Source organism: Stagnihabitans sp. (assembly GCF_964946895.1).
In genome coordinates, this window is sequence record NZ_CBBQHX010000038.1 from 23,807 (window position 1) to 39,047 (window position 15,241).

Sequence of the window (15,241 nt, forward strand, 5' to 3'; positions counted from 1 at the left end):
CTTTGACTGACAACTACAGAATACCGCCAAACTGGCGTCAAAAGGTCGCATCCTGCGCTGGATTTGCCAGAAACCTCGCGTAATACTCGCATGCAATCCGGAGAACACGCGCATGTCTCGCATCCTTGATCCCATCGATTCGCAGCTTCTGGCCGCGCTGCAGGCCAAGGGTGACCTGACGGCACAGGATTTGGGGGAAAGGCTCAACCTCTCGGCCAGCCAAGCCGCCCGCCGCCGCCAAAGGCTGGAGGCCGAGGGTCTGATCCTGGGCTATGCCGCCCGCCTCGACCCCACCCGGCTGGGCCTGACCGTGCAGGCCTTCGTGCAGGTCCAGATGGCGCGGCACGCCCCCGACACCGCCCGCAGCTTCACCCGCTTGATCGCCACCCTGCCCGAGGTGGTGGCCTCCTGGACCCTGACCGGCGAGGCGGATTATCTGCTGCGCGTCTGGTGCGCCGATCTGCCCGCGCTGAACCGTCTGATCCAGCACCAGCTTCTGGCGCATCCCTCTGTCGGGCGGGTGCAAAGCCAGATCGTGATGGAACAGATGAAACCAGACAGCGGCCTGCCGCTGTAACGTCCCACCTTGCGTCAAACCGCCACCGCCCGACCCCGGGCTGCCGCAGGTTAAAGCCAGCTTGCGGCAAAAAGCGCAAACCCGTGTCAGCCGGCCCGCCCGGCCGCCCCGGGGGCCTTTGGCCCAATCGATCACAGCCCCAACCCTGGCCCTGCGCGCCAAGGTCCTGCTTGGAAGACGGATATGCAAACCCACATCCCGCAGCCCGGGCCGCCCCGCCTTTCCTGCCCCCGTCCCATGGACTTTGCCGCAGCACAACGGGACGCCGCCCGCGCCTGTCACACCCCCGTTGCAGACTCCGCCTATCACACCTGCGAGACTTGCGCTGAAACGCGACGGAAAACCAAGGCTTGCGCGTTAACGTTGCAACGGCACGCAAATGCGGGCTGGCCGCCCGCACGGCAGCCGCCGACAGGAGTGGGACAGATGACGATGCACATTCCAGACTTCGCGCCGCAAGACCTTCTGGTCTCCAGCTTCCTGCCCGCCGAGGCGATGGTCCCGCCGCCGCTGCCCGCCCCGGTGGCGCGGCATTTTCCGGTGCTGTTCCTGTCAGACCTGCATCTGGGCTCACGCGCTTGTCGGGATCAAGACCTGCTGTCCTTCCTGCAGGGCCATACCGCCGATGTGATCTATCTGGTGGGCGATATCATCGACACCTGGCTGCCCTTGGGCGCGCATTGGACGGCGGCGCAGCATCAGGTGCTGGCCATCCTGCTGGACCGCGCCCGCCGCGGCACCCGCCTGATCTACACGCCCGGCAATCACGACGCCTTCTTCCGCCGCTTCATCGGCCAGCCCCTTCTGGGGATCGAAGTGGTCGACCGCATCATCCACCAGACTGCTACGGGCCAGCGCTACCTTGTGGTGCATGGCGACGAGGGCGATATCTTCGAGACCCATTTCCCGATCCTGTCCCGCCTCTCGGCCCGGATCGACAGCGGCGTGCGCGGCATGATCGCCCTGATCAACCGCCAAAGGGCCAAATTGGGCTGGAAGGAATGGGCCCTGATCGACCGCTTGGTCAAAGGCTTCAACGATGCCGTGCGCGCCTGCGACGCCTTCGAAGAGCGTTTGGCCGAGGTTGCCCGGCAAAGCGGTGCCGATGGCATCATCTGCGGTCACTTCCACAAACCGGCGCTGAACCAGGATCACGGCGTGGCTTATGCCAACTGCGGCGACTGGGTGGAAAACGCCACGGCGCTGGTGGAAACCGCTGCCGGACGGCTGCTTCTGATCGACTGGGCGCAGCATGGGGTGGAAATGGCCGCGCCAGACGTGCATATGGGGTTCCGGAAGGTTGCTTCCCACGCATGAAGCACCTTGATTGACCTTGCACGGATGACAGGCATGGGCCTTGCCCTTCTCGTTTTCGCCATGGCGTGCCTTGTCCTGCAATGGGCGGGCATTGGTCTGGCGCTGACCGCTCTGTGGCGCAAACCGGGGCGCGGGCTGCAGCCCCTGCCGCCGGTCACCGTGCTGCGCCCGGTCTGCGGTCTGGAAAACTTTCTTGAGGAAACGCTGGAGACCACCTTCCGCGCCGATTACCCGGTGTTCGAGCTGATTTTCTGCGCCGATGATCCCGCCGACCCGGCGGTGGCCCTGCTGCACGGCCTGATCGCGAAATACCCCGGTGTCCGCGCTCGGATCCTGACCGGTCAGGACAAGGTCTCGGGCAATCCCAAGCTCAACAACCTCGTGAAGGGCTGGCAAGCGGCCAGATACGATCACATCCTGATGTCGGACAGCAATGTCCTGCTGCCGCCCGATTACCTGCGCCGCTGCATGGCCGAGTTCACGCCCGACACTGGCCTTGTCTCTTCGCCGCCGATCGGCATCCGGCCTGACGGCTTTGCCGCCCATCTGGAATGCGCCTTCCTCAACACCTATCAGGCGAAATGGCAGATGGCCTCTGCCGCCCTTGGCAATTCCTACGCCCAAGGCAAGATGCTGTTCTGGGACCGCCGCGTGCTGGAGGCGGCAGGCGGCATCGCCATCCTTGGCCGCGAGATGGCCGAGGATGTCGCCTCCACCAAGACCGTCCGCGCGGCGGGCAAGGTGGTGCGCCTGCCGGGGCGCTTCTTCGAACAGCCCATCGGCGCGCGCAAGGGTCAGGTGGTCTGGAACCGTCAGGTCCGCTGGGCCAAGGTCCGCCGCCTTGGCTTTCCCATGTTGTTCCTGCCCGAACTCCTGGCCGGCGCCGCCCTGCCCCTTCTTGCACTCGCAGCCTCGGATCAGCCGCTTTGGACGCTGCCCGCTTTCGGCATCCTGTGGTTCGCCCCCGAATACGGCCTGGCTGTCGCAGGCAACTGGCCCCGGACCCCGACCGATATCGCCGCTTGGCTGGCGCGGGATGCCCTGTTGCCGGTGCTGTGGTGCGCCGCATGGCGCGGCAATTCCTTTGAATGGCGCGGCAATGCCATGGCTGTGTCCGACGTGACCGCGAAAGATGTCAAATCCAAATGACTCAGGACGCCGTCCTCGCCCTGATGCAAAATCATGGTCTCTGGATCGTCGGCCCGATGGCCGTGATCGAGGGGCCCATCGTCACCGTCATTGCAGCCTATCTGGCCAAACTGGGCTACATGACCCTGCTGGGCGTCTATCTGGTCTGCGTTGTGGGCGACCTGATCGGCGACGGCATGTACTACTGGATCGGCCGCGCCGGCCCCGCCATCCTGCCTGACCGCTGGCTGGCCAAACTCGGCATGACCGAGGCCCGGCAACTGGCGCTGGAAGGCGAGTTTGCCAAGCGCGGCCCACGCATCCTGCTGTTTGGCAAATGGACCCATTCGGCTGGCCTGCCCATCATGCTGGCCTCTGGCGCGGCCCGGATGGGTTTTGTCAAATACATGTGGTGGAACCTTCTGGGCACCATCCCCAAGACCGCCGTTTTCACCCTGATCGGCTGGTTCATCGGCTCGGCCTATGCCGCCATCGACACCTGGATCTGGCGCGCCTCGCTGGGGGCCATCGTGATCGGCGCCATCCTGATCTTCCTCCTCTGGCAGCGGAGACGCGCATGAGACTGACCTGCGTCATCCCCGCCTACAACGAAGAGGCCCGCATTGGCGCGGTGCTGCAGGCCGTCCTCGGCCACCCGCAGATCGACGAGGTTCTGGTTGTCGATGATGGCAGTTCCGACGCCACCTCTGCCGTCGTGCGGCGCTTCCCGCAAGCCCGCCTGATCACCCTGGCCCGGAACGGCGGCAAGACCGCAGCCCTGGCCCGCGGCTTTGCCGAAACCCGGTCCGAGATCATCCTGTTGATCGACGCCGACCTGACCGGCCTGTCGCCCGCCCACCTGTCCGCCCTGATCGCGCCGGTCAAATCCGGCCGCGCCGCCATGTCGATCTCGCTGCGCGACAACGCCCCCTTCCTGTGGCGCTGGATCGGGCTCGACTACATCTCGGGCGAACGCGCCTTGCGCCGCGATCTGCTGGATGGGCAAGACGAGGCCCTGCGCCGCCTGCCGAAATTCGGGTTCGAGGTGTTCCTGAACTCCCTGATCCTGACCCGGAAAGCCCCTCTGGCCGTCGTCCGCCTGCCCGGCGTGAAAAGCCCGGTGAAATCGGCCAAATACGGGCTTTGGACCGGCGTCAAAGGCGACATCGGCATGATGCGCGACCTGTTGCGCGCCGTACCACCGCTTGGCCTTCTCAACCAGATCCTGACCATGCGCCGCCTGCGGGTCTGATGTTCGAATTTGTTCGCTTTCACTATTAACGAACATTCTCGCACCTCATCCTTGACCCGTTCCGCCCGCCGCCTCTATCTCAACGACAAATGAGGACGCGCATGGACCAGATCACCGACCTTTTCATCATCGGCGGCGGCATCAACGGCTGCGCCATCGCGCGCGACGCCGCAGGCCGGGGCCTGAGCGTGACATTGGCCGAACAGGCCGACCTGGCCTCGGCCACGTCCTCGGCCTCGACCAAGCTCTTTCACGGCGGCCTGCGCTATCTGGAATACTTCGAATTCCGCCTGGTCCGCGAGGCGCTTGAGGAACGCGAGACGCTTCTGGCCGCCATGCCCCACATCTCCTGGCCGATGCGCTTCGTGCTGCCCCTCTCGCCCGAGATGCGCTTTGACGCCACCACCCCCACCTCGCGCCTGCTGGGCACCGTCCTGCCCTGGCTGAAAGGCCGCCGCCCCGACTGGCTGATCCGTCTGGGCCTGTTCCTGTATGACCACCTTGGCGGCCGCAAAGTCCTGCCCGGCACCCGCAAGCTGGACCTGACCCAGGACGCTGCCGGCCCCCCGCTGAAGCCGCACTACCTCAAGGCCTATGAATATTCCGACTGCTGGGTCGAGGATTCCCGCCTCGTCGCCCTCACCGCCCGTGACGCCGCGCAGCGCGGTGCCCGGATCCTGACCCAGACCCGCGTCACCCATGCCGCCCGCCAAGGCGAGGCGTGGCAGATCACGACCGAGGATGCCAAGGGCCGCCAAACCCACCGCGCCCGCGCCGTGGTCAACGCCGCCGGCCCCTTCGTCTCGGCTGTGATGAAGGATGTGCTGCCCACCACCTCCACCGAAGGCGTCCGCCTCGTGCGCGGCTCGCACATCGTCACCCGCAAACTCTACGATCACGACCGCTGCTATTTCTTCCAGGGTGCCGATGGCCGCATCATCTTCGCCATCCCCTATGAGCGCGACTTCACCCTGATCGGCACCACAGATGCCGACCACAAGGGCGCCCCCGGCGAGGTCAGGATCACCGAGGCCGAACGCGACTATCTGCTCGCCTTCGCCAACCAGTATTTCCGCCAACCCGTCAGCGCCGCCGACATCGTCTGGACCTATTCCGGCGTCCGCCCGCTCTATGCCGATGGTGCCAAATCGGCCACCGCCGCAACCCGTGACTACGTCCTGTCGCTCGACCCTGCGTCCAGCGGCGCGAACACGCTGCCGATCCTCAACATCTTCGGCGGCAAGATCACCACCCACCGCCGTCTGGCCGAACACGCGCTGGACAAACTGCGCCCCTTCTTTCCGGCGATGCGACCCGCCTGGACCGCCCGTGCCCCCTTGCCGGGCGGCGACTTCCCGCTGGACGACAAGGCCAGCCTGCAAGCCAAACTGCGCGCCCAACACCCCTACCTGCGCCCGCCCTGCGCCGAGCGCATGATCAAGGCCTATGGAACCGACGCCTTCCTGATCCTCGGCCAAAGCACCACCGCCGAGGCCCTGGGCCAAGACTTTGGCGCCACGCTGACCGAAGCCGAGGTCCGCTGGCTGATGACCCACGAATTCGCCCGCCACGCAAACGACGTGATCTGGCGCCGCAGCAAACTGGGTCTGCGCATGACGCCGGAAGAGGTCGAGACGCTGGAAACCTGGATGCAAGCCAACCCCGTGTGAGCCGGTGTCTGCCCCCCCAGCCGCCCGTAGGGTGGGGTTAAACCCCACCCTACCCCAACCGCCGCCTTCCGCGCCGATGCGACATGGACACCGGGGCCGATCAGAGGGCCTTCCGGCTCAACGACCTCCGGCCCCTTGGTGAACGGCGCAAGCCGCAGAGCAAAAGGCGCCGTGCAAGGCACCAAGGGGTGCGCGCCGATTGACCACGCGACCAAGCCCTTAACAAATCCCTAACACCACACTACATTCCCCCACCAAATCAACCCCTTACCCCAGATTGCACGCGTGCAATCTCACGCCTTCACCCGTGCTCCCTTCGGATCATACAAAGCCTCGAACGTCGCCCGACAAGGCACCCGCTCCGAGGCCACCTCCAGCTCCCAGACCCCCTCGGCCAGCCAAGCCGCATCCACCCCCGGCCGCCTCACATAGCCAAGCCCGATCGGCCTGCCCACCCAATGCCCGAACCCGCCCGAGGACAGCCAGCCGACCCGCTCGCCATTCCGGTAGATCGTCTCACGCCCCAGCAGGATCACCGAGGGATCATCCACCACAAAGGTCGCCAGCCGCTTCTTCACGCCGCCGTCCATCTGCGCCGCCAAAGCCTCGCGCCCCTTGAAGGGCACGCTGGATTTCATCTTCACCGCCCAAGCCAGCCCCGCCTCCACCGGCGTATGATCCGGCCCGATGTCGGCCCCCCAAGCCCGGTAGCCCTTCTCCAGCCGCAGCGTCTCGATCGCCCGGTAGCCGGCATTGACCAGCCCCAGATCCGCCCCGGCAGCCATCAGCGCCTCATAGACCGTCACGGCCATCTCGGTGGGCAGATGCAGTTCCCAGCCGAGTTCGCCAACATAGGTCACCCGCAGCGCCAGAACCGGGCAGCTTGCCACCGAAATCCGCTGCGCCCGGCCAAACGGGAACCCCTCGTTCGACAGATCATCCGGGCAGACCCGCGCCAGAACCTCCCGCGCTTTCGGCCCCATCAGGGACAAAACGGCAAAGCCCGAGGTCACGTCGACCAGCTGGCACTCCCCGCAGAGGTGCTTCGAAATCCAGTGGAAGTCATGCGTGGCAAAGCCGGTGCCGGTGGTGATGTAGAACTCCTCCTCCCCCACCCGCGCCACGGTGACATCCGCCTCGATGCCGCCCCGGTCGTTCAACATCTGGGTATAGGTCAGCGAGCCCACCGCCCGATCCACATTCCCCGCCGCAATCCAGTTCAAAGCCTTCGCCGCATCCGGCCCCTTCAGCGTGAACTTGGCAAAACTGCTCTGGTCGATCAGCACCGCCGCCTCCCGCGCCGCCTTGTGCTCGCGCGCCACGGCATCAAACCAGCCGGGCCGCTGGTAGGAATAGCGGTCGACCGGCTCCTCGCCTGGCCCTGCAAACCAGTTCGGCCGCTCCCACCCCAGCTTCTCGCCGAAGCAGGCCCCCGCCGCCTTCAGATGCGCATACAGGGGAGACCGACGGGTCGGCCGCGCCGACGTCATCTCCTCGGACGGCCAAGCGATGGTGTAATGTTTGCCATAAGCCTCCACCGTCCGCGCCCGCACCCAATCGACACTCCGATGCACGGCCCCAAAGCGTCGGATATCGACAGGCCAAAGGTCATAGGGCGCCTCGCCCTTGGCCACCCACTCCGCCAGTGCCATGCCAGCGCCACCGCCCGAGGCGATGCCAAAGGCATTGAACCCTGCCCCGATGAAGCAATTCGCCAGCTCCGGCGCCTCGCCGAGGATGAAATTCCCATCCGGCGTGAAGCTTTCCGGCCCGTTCAGCAGTTGCTTGACGCCAGCCGTCGCCAAAGCCGGCACCCGGGCAATCGCGTTGTCCATGAACTGCTCGTAATGGTCCCAGTCCGGCGTCAGCGTCTCGAAATGGAAGCCCGCAGGAATGCCGCCTTTGGCCCAAAGCTTCGGGTTCGGCTCATAGCCGCCCCAGACCAGCCCACCGACATCCTCTTTCCAGTAGGTCAGCCGATCCGGATCGCGCAAAGTCGGCAGACCCGGCGTCACCCCCGCAATCCGCTCTGTGATCATGTACTGATGCTCGACCGAGACCAAGGGCACGTTCACCCCCACCGTCGCCGCCAGATCCCGCGTCCACTGTCCGGCGCAAATTACCACCTTCTCGCACTCAATCGTGCCGAACGGCGTCTCCACCCCGCGAATCCGCCCCGCGTCCACGATGATCCGCGTCACCGGCGTGTCTTCAAATATCTTCACCCCCGCCATCCGCGCCCCCCGGGCAAGGGATTGGGTAATGTCCGACGGATTGGCCTGCCCATCGGTCGGCAAATAGGCCGCCCCCACAAGGTCATCAATCGTCATCAGCGGCCACAGATCCTGCGCCTCCTGCGGCGTCAGCAGATGCATCTCCAGCCCGAAGGAATGCGCGGTGGTCGCCTGCCGCTTCACCTCCGTCCAGCGCTCGGCATTGCAGGCCAGCCGCAAGCCGCCGTTCATCTTCCACCCGGTCTGAAGCCCTGTCTCCGCCTCCAGCCGTTTGTACAAATCGACCGAGTACCCCAGCAACTGCGTGATATTGGCCGAGGTGCGCAACTGCCCTACCAGCCCCGCCGCGTGGAACGTCGTGCCAGAGGTCAGCTTCTTGCGCTCCAGCAGAACCGTATCGGTCCACCCCAGCTTGCCAAGGTGATAGGCAGTCGAGCAGCCTACGATGCCGCCGCCGATGACAATGGCTTTTGCAGTGGTGGGTAGGTCCATGATATCCTCAAACGGTTCCGAAGGCGTCCAGCGCCGAACGATAGGTTGTCAAGTTGGCCGCCGTATAAGCGGCATAGTCGAAGTCGAGGTCCGAGTGGATTTCCGAAACCATCGACCACATGGTTTCCCGCAACGCCGCCGCCGCCTTCATCGCCAGATAGCGCCGCCAAAGCCCCTGATCCAGCGCCCCGTAATAGCGCTGCAACATCCGCCGCTCTTGCGCGTCCGACAGTCCGTTGTTGGCCGCCAAACCCCCAAGGTCGAACAAGGGCGAGCCCCAGCCCGCATAATCCCAATCGACCAGCCACATCCGGCTGCCATCATGCAGGAAGTTGGCCGGCAGCAGGTCGTTATGGCCAAACACCATCTCGATCGGCCCGACCGCCCGCTCCAAGACCGCAGCCTCGGCCAACAACGCCGGCACCGCGTCCAGATGCGAGGATCGCCCCTCACGCAGCGTCTGGGCATAGTCGCGGATCACATGAAACACCCAGAAGGTCAGCGAGGCGCCGCGCAGGTACTTCGGCATCTCGCGGTGCACGCGGATCACCAGATCCAAAGCCTGATCCAGCACCGCATCCTGCCGCAGATCGGCCGCCCCCATCGTGCGCCCCGCAATGAAGTCGATCACAAGCACCCCCGGCTCGTGGTGCAGCACGGCAGGCGACACCCCCGCCTCAAACGCTGCCCGGCTGGCTGCAACCTCGTTAAACCGCAGGATCTGATGCACCGGAATATCATCGCCAATCCGCACCACAGCCCGCCGCGGCCCGTCCTGAACCACGAAATTGACATTGGTGATCCCGCCCCCCAAAGGCTCTGCCTGCACCGGCCCGACCCAGCACGTCAGCCCCTTGACCTTCTCCAGCGGCGTCATGGTTCCCCCCCAACTTGCCCACATCTGGCGACCCCGCCCCCCCAAAGTCAACGCCCCTTCCCCCTTTCACCTTGGCAGAAATATCCTCGGTGGAGGTCCGGCAGGAGGGGCGAGCCCCTCCTCCGGGCGGGGGGTGCGGGGGGCAGCCGCCCCCCGCTGCCACCTCAACTGATCAAGCCGCACTCCGAAAAATGCCTTGGAAAGAAGGCCGCCGCACAGGTGTGCACCGTCGCCTGCCCCTCTTTGATCGTATAGGGCGGGCTCATCGTCATCATGTCGAGCCAGACGCCTTCCGTCGTCACCCGGATCACCCGCGCCACCCGGGCCGGATCGCCGGAATAGCCGCCCTCAGCCAAAAGCCGGGCGCAGATATCCTCCAGCCGCTGATTGTAGGCATCGTCGTTTGATCCGCACTGCGCCTGATACAGGGGCCGGCTCTGGGCCTCGCCCCAGAACGAACACCAGGCCGACAGCCGCGCCGGGGTGCAGATCCTGGGGTTGAAATCCGCCTGCAGCAGCGCCTCCAGTTGCGCCGCAGGGGCCTCGCCCGCCGCCTCAAGATAGGACAGCCAGTTCAACCGATACTCCTCGGCCAGATAGGCCAGGGTTTCGGACAGCAGCTTCTCCTTGGTCTCGAAGTGGAAGTTCACCAGCCCGTGCGACAGCCCTGCCGTGCGGGCCACTTCCGTCAGCGTGGTGCGGGCATATCCGCGCAGGGCCAGCGTCTCGATGGTGGATTCGATCAACTGGGCGCGGCGGGTTTCCCGGCTCATCTTGCGCGGCGGAAGATCGGGTGCGGTTTGAACGTCAGTCATGGGCCCTCCGGGGGATCAGCCTAGCGTTATCCAAACTTCCGCCGTGGAAACAGCGGAATTTCGGGCCACAAACTGCCGAATTGAATTCTGATTGACAAGCCAGTCAAAATCTTGCGACCTTTCGCCTCAGGGAGAACTGCCATGACCGATCTGCCGCACCGCAACCTGACCAAATCCAACGCCCAATTCCAGAAGGCCGTCAAACGTCTGCCCTTGGGGGTCTCCTCGACCTTCCGCTATTGGGGCGACGACCGCACGATTTATGTCAGCCACGGCAAAGGCGGCCGCACCTTCGACATCGACGGCAACGCTTATGTCGACTACCGCCTCGGCTACGGCCCCGCCATCCTCGGCTATGCCGACGACCGCGTCGATGCTGCAGCGGTGCGCGGCATGCAGGTCGGCGGTGTCTTCGCCCTTTCCACTGAGCGTGAACTGATCGTCGCCGACCGCGTGGCCTCGATGGTCCCCGCCGCCGAACTCGTCCGCTTTTCCAACTCGGGAACCGAGGCCGTCATGGCCGCCCTCCGCCTCGCCCGCGCCTATACGGGCCGCGAATCCTATCTGCTGGTCGAAGGCGGCTACCACGGCCTCTTCGACGCCGCGATGTGGCAGGCGAATATGGAGGATTGGGACCTCGGCTCCAACACCGACCCCGAGGTGATCCCCTACGGCAAGGGCATCCCGAACACCGTCAAGCAACTGGTCCACCTTGTACCGATGAACCAGCTGCAACGCCTTGAAGACACGTTCAAAAAGCACGGCGACACCCTCGCCGCCATGCTGATTGAGCCGATCCAGGGCAACTGCTGCGGTATCATGGCTTCGGTCGAATACGTCCAACTCGCCCGCAAACTCTGCGACCAATACGGCGTCCTGCTGATCATCGACGAGGTCAAATCCGGCTTCCGGGTCGGCAAGGGCGGCATCCAAGGCATCATGGGCGTAAAACCCGACCTCACCACCTTCGCCAAGGCCGTCGCCAACGGCTACCCGATCTCGCTGATCGCGGGCCGCGAGGACGTCATGCGCCTGTTCCGCTATGGCGGCGCGTCCCACGGCGGCACCTACACCGCCCATTCCGTCAGTCTGGCGGCAGCCGAGGAATGCCTGCGCATTCTGGACGAGACCCCTGCCTTGGAAACCCTCGCCAACTACGGCACGCGTCTGATGGAGGGCATCTCGGTGATCCTCAATGCCCGCAACATCGTGCATTCCTATACCGGCCATCCCTCGATGTTCGGCCTGTTCTTCGCCGAAAAAGCCCCCGACAACTACCGCGACTGGAAAACCTCGGACTACACCTTCTACGACACGATGGCCCACCACCTGCATGACCTTGGCGTCATCGTCGAACCCGACAGCCGCGAGCCGTGGTTCATGTGCGAGGCCCACGGCCTTGACCCCAGCTACCTCACCGACACCTTGAAAGCCGTGGAAACCGCCGTCGACCTGACGTTGGAACAACTGGCATGACCCTCACTTACGACGCCCTGATCATCGGCGCCGGTCACAACGGCCTCGTCTGCGCCTGCTACCTCGCCCGCGCCGGCCTGAAGGTGCTGGTCGTCGAGAAGAACGACTGGATCGGCGGCGCCGCCGTCAGCCGCGAACTCTACCCCGGCTTCACCTATTCCAACTGCTCCTACGTCAGCAGCCTCTTCCGGCCCGAGATCATGCGCGATCTCGAACTCCCAAAACACGGCTTGCAAATCCTGCCCTACGAAGGCGGCGCAGTCTTCACGGAAGGCGGCGGCTACCTCGGCATGTTCCGCGACCACGACGCCAACCGCCGCGAATTCGCCCGCCATTCGGCCCGCGATGCCGAGGCCTACGACCTCTACTCCCGCGACATCCAGCGCTACTGCCGCTTCATCCGCCCGATGCTGCTGCGCACCCCGCCCGATCCCTCGTCTTTCCGTCCCCGCGACATCATGGAACTCCTTTGGCTTGGGCGTCAAATCGGCGCGCTCTCCGAACAGCAACGTGCCGAGATGGTCCGCTTCTGGACAATGTCGATCTCGGACTTCCTCGATGAATACTTCGAAAACCCGGTGATCAAAGGCTACCTCGCCGTCTCCGCCATCATCGGCACCGCCCTCGGCCCGATGAGCCCCGGCAGCGCTTACGTCCTCCTGCACCACTACATGGGCGACGTTGACGGCAACGTCGGCGCCTGGGGCTTTGCCCGGGGCGGCATGGGGTCGATCACCAAGGCCCTCACGGCCTCCCTCCGCGCTGCCGGAGGCGAGGTGCGCACCGAAGCCCCCGTCTCCGAAATCCTCGTGAAAGGTGGCCGCACCACCGGCGTCGTCCTCACCAGCGGAGAAGAAATCCAAGCCACCCGTGTCATCTCCAACATGGACGCCAAGCGCACCTTCCTGAAGACGGTCAAGGAATACGACCTGCCGCCCGACTTCGTGGCCTCGGTCAAGAAGTTCAAGACGCGGGGAAGCTCCGCCAAACTCAACATCGCCCTCGACGCCGCCCCCGTCTTCCCGGCCCTGCCGGAAGGTGCGCCGAACATCAAAGGCGACCTCCACTTCACCGACTCCATCGCCCGGATGGAGCGCGGCTATGACGACTGGAAATCCGGCCACTTCTCCCGCGATCCGTTCCAGGATTGCATGATCCCCACCATGATCGACCCGACGATGGTGCCGACCGGCAAGCACTTCATGTCCTGCTTCGTCCAATACGCCCCGCCCAAGATCGAGGGGCGCGACTGGACCGATGCCGACCGGGACAGCTTGCGCGACACCTGCCTCAACCAAATCGAAACCTACGCGCCTGGCTTCAAAAACAGAGTGTTGCATGTCGAAGTTCGCACACCACGTGAACTGGAAGCCGAGGTCGGCCTGACCGAGGGCAACATCTTCCAAGGCGAACTGACCTTCGACCAGCTTCTGTTCAACCGCCCCGTCCCAGGCTACGCCCAATACAAATCCCCCATCAAGAACCTCTGGATGTGCGGGTCCGCCACCCATCCCGGCGGCGGCGTCATGGGTGCCCCCGGCCGCAATGCTGCCGCCGAAATCCTGCTGGATGCCAAGATCCCCGGAGGGATGAGCGATGCCTATGCCGTCCTCTGACATCGTCGTCATAGGCGCCGGCCCCAACGGCCTCGCCTGCGCCACTCGCCTCGCTCAACGGGGCGCCAAGGTCACCCTCCTCGACGCGCTGCCGACGTCCGGAGGCGGCGCCGCCCCCCGCGAATTCGCCCCCGGCTTCACCACCTCGCTCGCCCACCTGACCCGAGGCATCGATGCCCGCGTCATCAAAGGCATGAACCTCGAACGCCACGGGTTAAGCTTCCAAACCCTGCAAACCACCCTCCTCGGCCCCGATCCCATAACCCTATCCCGTGGCAAGACCTCCTCGCAAGACGCTGAATACGCTAGACTTCACGACCGCCTGACGCACTTCGCCCGCGTCCTCGCCCCCTTCCGCGCCCTGCCACCGCCGCGCTTTGGAAAAGGCAACGACTGGCTCACCCTCGCCCGCCTCGGCCTCGGCATCCGCGCCTTGGGTAAGACCGAGTTCCGCGAACTGCTGCGGATGCTTCTTATCAACGCCGCAGATGTTGCCGAGGACGACCTCACCGACCCTCGCCTGCAAGGCTACCTCGCTTTCGAAGCCACTTTAGGCGCATGGCTCGGCCCAAGGTCGCCCAACTCCCTGATCCTGCTGCTCAATCACCTCGCCATCGGCCCCGACCCGCTGGCCCCGAAAGGTGGGATGCAAGCCGTGGCAGAAGCCATGACAAAAGCCGCCGAGGCCGCCGGGGTCTCGATCCGCCAGAACGCCAAAGTCACCCGCATCCTGACCGAGGGCGACCGCGCCACAGGCGTTCAGCTTGCCACCGGAGAGGCGCTGATCGCCCGATCCGTCGTCTCCACCCTGCACCCCGGCCTGACCCTGCGTGACCTGATCGGTCCCCGGGCCCTCGATGCCGGACTCTACACGCGCTCCGGGCATATCCACAGCCGCGGTGGCACCGCCCGTTTAACTCTCGCCCTCAAGGCCTTGCCAAAGTTCGACAATCCCGAAAACCGTCTGATCATCGCGCCTTCCGTCAACGCTGTGGAAAACGCCTTCAACCCGGTGAAATACGGCCAGGTCCCCGAGGCCCCGGTGCTGGAGGCCTATATTCCCAGCACCCTCGACCCGCGCCCCGATGGACACCATATCCTGACAGCAAACGTCCAGTTCGCCCCCCATGCGCCCGAAAACCCCGATGCCGCCCGGGCGCAGATGCTGGAAAACACGCTCAACGTGCTGGAGGCCCATATCCCCGGCCTCCGCACCCTGATCCTGCATCAGGAATTGCTGATGCCGCAGGACGTGACCCGCCTTTATGGCAACCCCGGCGGCAACTGGCATCATGCGGAGCTGGCGGTGGAGCAGATGCTGTTCCTGCGGCCCTTGCGTGACCTGTCGCAGTACCGCACGCCCATCGACGGGCTGTGGCTGGCTGGAGCCGGCAGCCATCCGGGTGGCGGCATCACGGGTGCGGCCGGTTGGAACGCCGCCCTGGCGATGGAGGCGACATGACCCAGCGCTTTGACCTGACGCCCTTGCTGCCAACCGCCTTTGCGCCCCGCACGGACCCCCTGAACAAACTCATGCGGTTTGGCGCTTGGGCGGGGTATCGGACGGCGCTGTGCTATGGCGATACCGAGATGGAATACGCCGCCATCCGCAACACGGCGATGCTCTATGACCTGTGTCCGATGACGAAATACCGGATCAGTGGAGTTGAGGCGGAGGATTATCTTCAGCGTCTTATGCTGCGGAATGTCAGGAAACATTCGGTTGGCGGGGTGCAATACTCGATTTGGTGCGATGATGCGGGCAAGGTGCTGGACGATGGCACCCT

12 protein-coding genes and 1 pseudogene are annotated in these 15,241 nt (G+C 64.9%); 10 read left to right on the forward strand and 3 right to left on the reverse strand.

The genetic code is table 11. The features are described from left to right. Positions 1-121: 121 nt before the first annotated feature. The 6 genes from AC1Y2B_RS19120 (at position 122) to glpD (ending at position 5,944) form a co-directional block, all read left to right on the forward strand. Entirely contained in the window at positions 122-577 is a 456-nt protein-coding gene (locus AC1Y2B_RS19120) for an Lrp/AsnC family transcriptional regulator (protein WP_482254727.1), read from the forward strand. Positions 578-1,003: 426 nt separating this feature from the next. Then, positions 1,004-1,894, forward strand: coding sequence for a UDP-2,3-diacylglucosamine diphosphatase (locus AC1Y2B_RS19125; protein WP_482254717.1), 891 nt, complete (start codon positions 1,004-1,006; stop codon positions 1,892-1,894). Between the two features lie 33 nt (positions 1,895-1,927). After that, entirely contained in the window at positions 1,928-3,043 is a 1,116-nt protein-coding gene (locus AC1Y2B_RS19130; RefSeq protein WP_482254718.1) for a ceramide glucosyltransferase, read from the forward strand. Continuing rightward, on the forward strand, positions 3,040-3,603 hold the full coding sequence (locus AC1Y2B_RS19135; RefSeq protein WP_482254719.1) for a DedA family protein: 564 nt from the start codon (positions 3,040-3,042) through the stop codon (positions 3,601-3,603). Before AC1Y2B_RS19130 ends, AC1Y2B_RS19135 begins: the two co-directional genes overlap by 4 nt. Next, on the forward strand, positions 3,600-4,274 hold the full coding sequence (locus AC1Y2B_RS19140) for a glycosyltransferase family 2 protein (protein ID WP_482254720.1): 675 nt from the start codon (positions 3,600-3,602) through the stop codon (positions 4,272-4,274). Before AC1Y2B_RS19135 ends, AC1Y2B_RS19140 begins: the two co-directional genes overlap by 4 nt. Before the next feature lie 101 nt (positions 4,275-4,375). Continuing rightward, on the forward strand, positions 4,376-5,944 hold the full coding sequence (gene glpD / locus AC1Y2B_RS19145) for a glycerol-3-phosphate dehydrogenase (protein ID WP_482254721.1): 1,569 nt from the start codon (positions 4,376-4,378) through the stop codon (positions 5,942-5,944). A 293-nt stretch (positions 5,945-6,237) separates the two neighbouring features. Here glpD and AC1Y2B_RS19150 read toward each other — a convergent pair whose 3' ends face one another. From AC1Y2B_RS19150 to AC1Y2B_RS19160, 3 genes are all read right to left on the reverse strand, one after another. After that, positions 6,238-8,673 carry a GcvT family protein gene (locus AC1Y2B_RS19150; RefSeq protein ID WP_482254728.1) on the reverse strand — a complete coding sequence of 812 codons (2,436 nt, stop codon included), beginning with the start codon at positions 8,671-8,673 and terminating at the stop codon, positions 6,238-6,240. A 4-nt stretch (positions 8,674-8,677) separates the two neighbouring features. Further along, positions 8,678-9,547 (reverse strand): phosphotransferase, encoded by an 870-nt coding sequence (locus tag AC1Y2B_RS19155; RefSeq protein WP_482254722.1) that lies wholly within the window; start codon positions 9,545-9,547, stop codon positions 8,678-8,680. A gap of 164 nt (positions 9,548-9,711) precedes the next feature. Further along, positions 9,712-10,362 (reverse strand): TetR family transcriptional regulator C-terminal domain-containing protein, encoded by a 651-nt coding sequence (locus AC1Y2B_RS19160; protein ID WP_482254723.1) that lies wholly within the window; start codon positions 10,360-10,362, stop codon positions 9,712-9,714. Between the two features lie 141 nt (positions 10,363-10,503). Here AC1Y2B_RS19160 and AC1Y2B_RS19165 point away from each other — a divergent pair, with 141 nt between their 5' ends. From AC1Y2B_RS19165 to AC1Y2B_RS19180, 4 genes and pseudogenes are all read left to right on the forward strand, one after another. Continuing rightward, positions 10,504-11,838 carry an aspartate aminotransferase family protein gene (locus AC1Y2B_RS19165; protein ID WP_482254724.1) on the forward strand — a complete coding sequence of 445 codons (1,335 nt, stop codon included), beginning with the start codon at positions 10,504-10,506 and terminating at the stop codon, positions 11,836-11,838. Next, positions 11,835-13,454, forward strand: coding sequence for a phytoene desaturase family protein (locus AC1Y2B_RS19170; protein WP_482254725.1), 1,620 nt, complete (start codon positions 11,835-11,837; stop codon positions 13,452-13,454). The genes AC1Y2B_RS19165 and AC1Y2B_RS19170 overlap by 4 nt, the downstream gene beginning before the upstream one ends. Beyond that, positions 13,435-14,916, forward strand: coding sequence for a phytoene desaturase family protein (locus AC1Y2B_RS19175; RefSeq protein WP_482254726.1), 1,482 nt, complete (start codon positions 13,435-13,437; stop codon positions 14,914-14,916). The genes AC1Y2B_RS19170 and AC1Y2B_RS19175 overlap by 20 nt, the downstream gene beginning before the upstream one ends. Then, positions 14,913-15,241 (forward strand): annotated as a pseudogene (locus AC1Y2B_RS19180) (hypothetical protein); the annotation flags it as partial. The gene AC1Y2B_RS19175 and the pseudogene AC1Y2B_RS19180, both read left to right, overlap by 4 nt.

Bases quoted from the DNA above. Each gene is read 5' to 3' on its own strand.
- AC1Y2B_RS19125 (WP_482254717.1), top strand. From the start codon at position 1,004: ATGACGATGCACATTCCAGACTTCGCGCCGCAAGACCTTCTGGTCTCC.
- AC1Y2B_RS19130 (WP_482254718.1), top strand. From the start codon at position 1,928: ATGGGCCTTGCCCTTCTCGTTTTCGCCATGGCGTGCCTTGTCCTGCAA.
- AC1Y2B_RS19135 (WP_482254719.1), top strand. From the start codon at position 3,040: ATGACTCAGGACGCCGTCCTCGCCCTGATGCAAAATCATGGTCTCTGG.
- AC1Y2B_RS19140 (WP_482254720.1), top strand. From the start codon at position 3,600: ATGAGACTGACCTGCGTCATCCCCGCCTACAACGAAGAGGCCCGCATT.
- glpD (WP_482254721.1), top strand. From the start codon at position 4,376: ATGGACCAGATCACCGACCTTTTCATCATCGGCGGCGGCATCAACGGC.
- AC1Y2B_RS19155 (WP_482254722.1), bottom strand. From the start codon at position 9,547: ATGACGCCGCTGGAGAAGGTCAAGGGGCTGACGTGCTGGGTCGGGCCG.
- AC1Y2B_RS19160 (WP_482254723.1), bottom strand. From the start codon at position 10,362: ATGACTGACGTTCAAACCGCACCCGATCTTCCGCCGCGCAAGATGAGC.
- AC1Y2B_RS19165 (WP_482254724.1), top strand. From the start codon at position 10,504: ATGACCGATCTGCCGCACCGCAACCTGACCAAATCCAACGCCCAATTC.
- AC1Y2B_RS19170 (WP_482254725.1), top strand. From the start codon at position 11,835: ATGACCCTCACTTACGACGCCCTGATCATCGGCGCCGGTCACAACGGC.
- AC1Y2B_RS19175 (WP_482254726.1), top strand. From the start codon at position 13,435: ATGCCTATGCCGTCCTCTGACATCGTCGTCATAGGCGCCGGCCCCAAC.